Source organism: Flavobacterium sp., assembly GCF_041392085.1.
Lineage (GTDB): Bacteria > Bacteroidota > Bacteroidia > Flavobacteriales > Flavobacteriaceae > Flavobacterium.
The window spans coordinates 632628-638958 of sequence record NZ_JAWKMW010000004.1 but is presented as its reverse complement, the minus strand read 5'-3'; the positions used below and the strand labels follow the sequence as shown (position 1 = coordinate 638958).

5 protein-coding genes are annotated in these 6331 nt (G+C 32.8%); 3 read left to right on the top strand and 2 right to left on the bottom strand.

Annotated features, from left to right (window positions below):
* A partial coding sequence (gene meaB / locus R2782_RS02995; protein WP_371266577.1) for a methylmalonyl Co-A mutase-associated GTPase MeaB occupies positions 1-813 on the bottom strand: 813 nt, incomplete at its 3' end.
* A 119-nt stretch (positions 814-932) separates the two neighbouring features.
* Here meaB and R2782_RS02990 point away from each other — a divergent pair.
* The 3 genes from R2782_RS02990 (at position 933) to R2782_RS02980 (ending at position 5736) form a co-directional block, all read left to right on the top strand.
* Complete coding sequence (locus R2782_RS02990) at positions 933-1844, top strand: AEC family transporter (RefSeq protein ID WP_371266576.1); 912 nt, start codon at positions 933-935, stop codon at positions 1842-1844.
* Positions 1845-1877: 33 nt separating this feature from the next.
* Complete coding sequence (locus R2782_RS02985) at positions 1878-3272, top strand: FAD-binding oxidoreductase (RefSeq protein ID WP_371266575.1); 1395 nt, start codon at positions 1878-1880, stop codon at positions 3270-3272.
* A gap of 91 nt (positions 3273-3363) precedes the next feature.
* Positions 3364-5736 carry a T9SS type A sorting domain-containing protein gene (locus R2782_RS02980; protein ID WP_371266574.1) on the top strand — a complete coding sequence of 791 codons (2373 nt, stop codon included), beginning with the start codon at positions 3364-3366 and terminating at the stop codon, positions 5734-5736.
* A 4-nt stretch (positions 5737-5740) separates the two neighbouring features.
* On the opposite strand, the gene R2782_RS02975 is transcribed toward R2782_RS02980, so the two are convergent.
* Positions 5741-6310 carry a hypothetical protein gene (locus R2782_RS02975; RefSeq protein ID WP_371266573.1) on the bottom strand — a complete coding sequence of 190 codons (570 nt, stop codon included), beginning with the start codon at positions 6308-6310 and terminating at the stop codon, positions 5741-5743.
* Between the last annotated feature and the right edge of the window lie 21 nt (positions 6311-6331).

Here is a 6331-nt window from a genome sequence, read left to right as displayed (position 1 = left end):
AGTGGAAACTGTAGGCATCCAACCGGATTTTTTTGCCGGAAAAAGATGTAAAGCTCTGTTAAATTCGGTTTTGGCTAATTTCGCTTTTTTGATATTATCACCGTCTGCTTTATTGATTACGATGGCATCGGCCATTTCCATAATACCGCGTTTAATGCCTTGCAATTCATCGCCTGCACCGGAAATTTTCAATAACAAAAAGAAATCAACCATGCTATGAACGGCAGTTTCACTTTGACCAACACCAACGGTTTCAATGATGATGGTGTCAAATCCGGCCGCTTCACATAAAATAATGGTTTCTCTTGTTTTTCGGGCAACTCCGCCCAATGTTTCTCCCGAAGCAGAAGGTCGAATATAGGCATTTTTATCTTTCACTAATTCTTCCATTCTGGTTTTATCGCCTAAAATACTTCCGTGAGAAATGGTACTACTTGGATCAACAGCCAAAACAGCTACTTTTTTTCCTAACGAAGTTAAATGTTTTCCAAAAGCTTCAATAAACGTACTTTTCCCAACGCCGGGAACACCGGTAATGCCGATTCGGATAGATTTATTTGCTTTTGGCAAACAGGTAGCAATTATTTCATTCGCTTTTGCTAAATGATTCGGATTTGTACTTTCCACTAAAGTAATGGCTCGGCTTAAATCAGAAATATTGCCTTTTAAAATTCCATTAATTAATTCATTAGAAGACGGTTGAATTTTTCGAAATCCTTTGATGTTTTTCACAACCAAATCACTGATGAATTCCGGTTGAGGAACACCTTCTTTTTCGCTTAAAGCAGATTTATTTGGATTTGATTTTTTCACAAAACTAATTTCAAGTAGTAAAAGTAAGTAAAATCAATAAGAGTTTCAAGACAATAAAATAGAGGTCAAAAATTAAATCGATAATTTTATAATGGTATTTTTGCATTCTATTTTCTATTATGGATAACATCATTTTAATTTTTCTTTGTTTAGCAATTGGTTTTGGACTACAATTTTTGAAAAGTTTTCCCAAAAACGGATATGTAGCACTCAATCATTTTGTAATTTATATTTCACTTCCGGCTTTAGCGTTGTATTACATTCCGAAAATTGAAATTTCTTCAACATTACTTTTTCCAATCGGTGTAGCATGGTTTGGATTTGGGTTGTCTTTTTTGTTTTTTTATAGTTTAGGAAAATGGCTCGGTTGGTCCAAAAAATTAATAGGGTGTTTAATAATTACAGGAGGATTGAGTAATACTTCCTTTGTAGGGTTTCCGGTAATTGAAGCGTTGTATGGTCAAGAAGGTTTGCAAACTGCAATCATTGTCGATCAGCCCGGTTCTTTCGTGGTGTTGGCTACATTGGGAATAATTGTAGCATCTGTTTTTTCAAATGGAGAAGTTGATTCGAAAGCTATTATCAAAAAAATTCTATTTTTTCCACCATTTATCGCTTTTGTGATAGCTTGTTTGCTTAATGTTTTAAAACTAGATTTTCCTGACATGCTACAAACTGTTTTTCAAAAAGTAGGAGGAACTGTTTCAACAATCGCTTTGGTCTCTGTGGGATTGCAATTGAAGATTGATAAAAAAAGTCAGCATTGGAATTTTTTAGCTTTAGGATTGTTTTTTAAATTGATGCTAACGCCTTTATTTTTTCTGGTTTTATACAAATTTATCCTCAATGGTCAAGGTGTAATTGTAGATGTTTCCATCATGGAAGCTGCAATGGCTCCCATGATTACCGGAGCGATTTTGGCTTCAACCTATGGACTAAAACCCAAATTAAGCAGCATGATGATTGGCATCGGAATTCCGCTTTCGTTTTTAACCTTAGCTTTTTGGTATTGGCTACTTTCGTTGTTATAATTTTTTTACCTTTAGTGGTTTAATATATCATGTATGCAACTCAATTCCGAAATTTTACTTAAATTAAAAAATATCGTTGGTCAGTCATTTGTATTTACCGATGAAGAAACCCGCAATCACTACGGTCACGATGAAACCGAAGATTATGTTTTTCCTCCCAATGTAGTTGTAAAACCCTCTTCAGCTGTTGAAATTTCAGAAATATTAAAAATAGCCAATCAATATAAAATTCCTGTTGTTCCGATTGGAGCTCGAACCGGTTTGAGTGGTGGTGCTTTATCCGTTCAAGGGGGAATCGGACTTTCAATGGAGCGATTCAATAAAATTTTATCTATTGATGAACAAAATTTACAAGTGATCACTGAACCCGGTGTGATTACACAAGTCTTACGCGAAGCTGTTGCCGAAAAAGGTCTTTTCTATCCAGTTGATCCAAGCAGCATGGGAAGTTGTTTCATCGGTGGAAACGTAGCCGAAAATTCCGGTGGAGCAAGAGCTGTAAAATATGGTGTAACCAAAGATTATGTTTTAAATTTAGAAGTGGTTTTGCCCACCGGAGATATTATTTGGACAGGAGCCAATACGTTAAAAAATTCAACCGGATACAACCTCACGCAATTAATGGTTGGGAGCGAAGGAACGTTGGGAATCGTTACAAAAATTGTTTTAAAATTACTTTCTAAAAATACACATAACGTATTAATGTTAGTTCCGTTTTACAAAGCCAATGAAGCTTGTGAAGCCGTTTCAGCTATTTTTAGAGCTGGAATTGTGCCAAGTGCGTTAGAATTTATGGAACGTGATGCCATTGATTGGGCTTTGGAATATATTGATGGATTGAATGTGCAAGTAAAACCTGAGATTCAAGCCCACTTGCTCATTGAAGTGGATGGAAATTATCCTGAAATTTTGATGGCTGAAGCTGAAAAAATTATGACTGTTGTAGAACAATTTCAAATTGATGATATACTTTTTGCTGACACAGAAGACGAAAAAAATGCCTTGTGGAAAATGCGTCGCAGTATTGCCGAAGCGGTTAAATCCAACTCAATTTACAAAGAAGAAGATACGGTTGTTCCGCGATATGAATTGCCAAAATTGTTAGATGGCATAAAATCCATCGGAAAAAAATATGGTTTTCAATCGGTTTGTTACGGTCATGCCGGTGATGGAAATTTGCATGTTAATATCATTAAAGGAAACCTAAGCGATGAAAATTGGAAAACAGAAGTACCCAAAGGAATTCGAGAAATTTTTGAATTAACCGTTTCTTTAAACGGTACGTTATCCGGCGAACACGGTATCGGTTTTGTACAAAAAGAATATATGGATATAGCTTTTTCGAAACCTCATTTAGAATTGATGGAGCGGTTAAAATATGTTTTTGACCCCAATGGAATATTAAATCCCGGTAAAATTTTGCCTTAACATTTTAATTTATAAAGTTTTAATGTTTATTATTGTGCTTATTTTATGATTAGAATAGATCGAAGAATTTTAATTTACAAAAAACATATTTATGAAAAAATATCTACTCCTTTTGCTTTTAGCTTCTTTTTCTGTAGATGCTCAAATTGTAAACATTCCTGATGCAAATTTTAAAGCGAGGTTGTTACAGGCAAGTTCAAGTAATTTAATCGCTTCAACTGATACACCTGATAGTTTTGGACAGGTGAATACCTATCACACCATAGACACTAATGGCGATGGCGAAATACAAGTGAGTGAAGCACAAACTATAAAGTGGTTAAGAGTTAGTGGTTTTTCAATTTCAAATTTAACAGGATTAGAAGATTTTGTAAATTTAATTGCTTTACGATGTGGTAATAATCAATTAACGAGTTTAGATATTACTCAGAATCCAAATTTACTATATTTAAATTGCAATTATAATCAATTAACGAGTATAAATTTAACTCAGAATCCAAATTTACTATATTTATATTGCGATAATAATCAATTACCGAGTTTAGATGTTACACATAATCCTAATTTGCAGATATTACTTTGTTTTGTTAATCAATTAATTAGTTTAGATGTTACTCAGAATCCAAATTTACAGGATTTACATTGCAATTTTAATCAATTAACGAGTTTAGATGTTACTCAGAATCCTAATTTATATTCTTTATATTGCTATAATAATCAATTAATGAGTTTAGATGTTACTCAAAATCCTAATTTAACGCATTTATATTGCGAATATAATGAGTTAACGAATATAGATGTTACTCAAAATCCTATTTTACAGTATTTTTATTGCATACATAATGAATTATCAACTTTAGATTTGACACAGAATCCTAATTTACAGTATTGGTCATGTAGTAATAATGAATTGATTAGTTTGTTTATTAAAAATAGTTATATTAGTAATATTAATAATCTAAATTTTGGAAACAATCCTAATTTGACATATGTTTGTGCAGACGATGCGGAAATTAATGCTGTTCAACAAAGAATAAATTCCTATGGTTATACCAATTGCCATGCAAACAGTTATTGTTCTTTTACGCTTGGTGGTGCATATTATGAAATAGTTGGTAATACTAAATTAGATTTTGATAATAATGGTTGTGATGTTAACGATTTAGCTTATTCCAATTTGAAATTTAACTTGACCAATAATGGTAATATTACAGGTTATTTTATAACAAACTCAACAGGTAATTATGCTATTCCGGTTCAAACGGGCACACATACCATTACACCGGTATTAGAAAATCCAAGTTATTTTACTATTTCACCGGCAAGCATTTCGGTAGGCTTTCCGTCACAAGCCAGTCCGTTTACACAAGATTTTTGCTTTACACCCAATGGAAACCATTCAGATGTAGAGATAACAATAATCCCTATCACACCGGCACGACCAGGTTTTGATGCCGATTATAAAATCGTTTATAAAAACAAAGGAAACCAATTAGAAAACGGCACGGTTACTTTTTCAATATATAACCCAGAAGTTGTAGATTTTATTTCGAGTATACCAAATTTTGATTTACAAACAAATGCACCAAATATTGAGACTTTTACTTGGAGTTATAGTAATTTATTACCTTTTGAAACAAGAGATATCAATATTGTTCTAAACTTAAATTCCCCACAAGAAACTCCTGCTTTAAATGGTGGAGAAATTTTAGAATTCATAGCCATAGTTGATCCACTTTCGGGAGATGAAATGCCATCAGATAATACATCAACATTGAATCAGGAAGTCGTTAATTCCTACGATCCAAACGATAAAACCTGTTTAGAAGGTTCAGTGGTGAGTACAGAATTAATTGGTCAATACGTTCACTATGTTATCCGTTTTGAAAATACGGGAACATTCTTCGCTCAAAATGTTGTGGTTAAAGACGAAATCGATCTGTCCAAATTTGATTTGAATAGCTTGATTGTGTTAAATGCAAGTCACCAACAATGGACCAGAATCAATGGCAACAAAGTGGAATTTATTTTTGAAAATATCCAATTGCCTTTTCCACCTTCGGAAGACAGACATGGTTATGTTGCTTTCAAAATTAAGCTGAAGAATAACTTAACTGTTGGCGATACCTTCTCCAATTTTGCGAGCATTTATTTTGATTATAATTTCCCGATTATCACTGAACCGGCTACCACAACAATTGAAGCATTAAGTAATCCCGATTTTGAGTTTTCCAATTTTGTGAAATTATATCCTAATCCGGCCAGTTCAACAATTACAATTGAAAGTCAAAGAATCAATTTAAAATCAGTTGAAATTTTCAATAGTTTAGGTCAGTTGGTTCAAGCAATTCCTAACGAGAATAATCAATTAAATATTGATGTTTCGAATTTACAAACCGGAACGTATTTTGTAAAAGTGTATTCGGATAAAGGAGTAGGCGTTTCGAAGTTTGTGAAACAATAATTTTTTATAACCCTAAATCCTTTTGAACAGCAGGAGCTACTAGTTCATCAAAAGAAAGTAAGTTAGAATTTTGTTCTACAAATTTCCATTTCATAGTAGTTAAATTGGAAGAGACAGCAATCCATTGAATATTCTCTTCGATGTAAAAACTATTGCGTTTGTCTTCAAATTTTACTGACTTTATTTTTGGATTGGCTTGATAAAAAGACAGGTTTTTATTGATTTCTTCTTTCGTTAACGTGTTTTCAAAATTAACTCGGTATGTGTTTTTAAACGAAATCAAACAATAGGATGTACCTTGAATTTCTTTAATCGTTCCATAAGTAAAATTCATGTTCGGGAAAACGAATCGTATTCCTGTACGATCATTTTGAAATTGCTCATCTAGTTTAGCAATTAACTCTTCTTTCGCTATTTTTTCAAAATAATTCGGATGATAAAGCGAAGCTATTCCTTCAAAATCCATGTTGTAATGAGCATCGTACAATTTTTTGGTTTCCAATTTCAATTGCTCCAACGTTTGGGAATGACCATTCAAAAAAACTAATAGAAATAGGCAAACTATATTTTTCATTTGATGAGATTTTTAACAAAT

Bases quoted from the DNA above. Each gene is read 5' to 3' on its own strand.
- R2782_RS02980 (WP_371266574.1), top strand. From the start codon at position 3,364: ATGAAAAAATATCTACTCCTTTTGCTTTTAGCTTCTTTTTCTGTAGAT.
- R2782_RS02985 (WP_371266575.1), top strand. From the start codon at position 1,878: ATGCAACTCAATTCCGAAATTTTACTTAAATTAAAAAATATCGTTGGT.
- R2782_RS02975 (WP_371266573.1), bottom strand. From the start codon at position 6,310: ATGAAAAATATAGTTTGCCTATTTCTATTAGTTTTTTTGAATGGTCAT.
- R2782_RS02990 (WP_371266576.1), top strand. From the start codon at position 933: ATGGATAACATCATTTTAATTTTTCTTTGTTTAGCAATTGGTTTTGGA.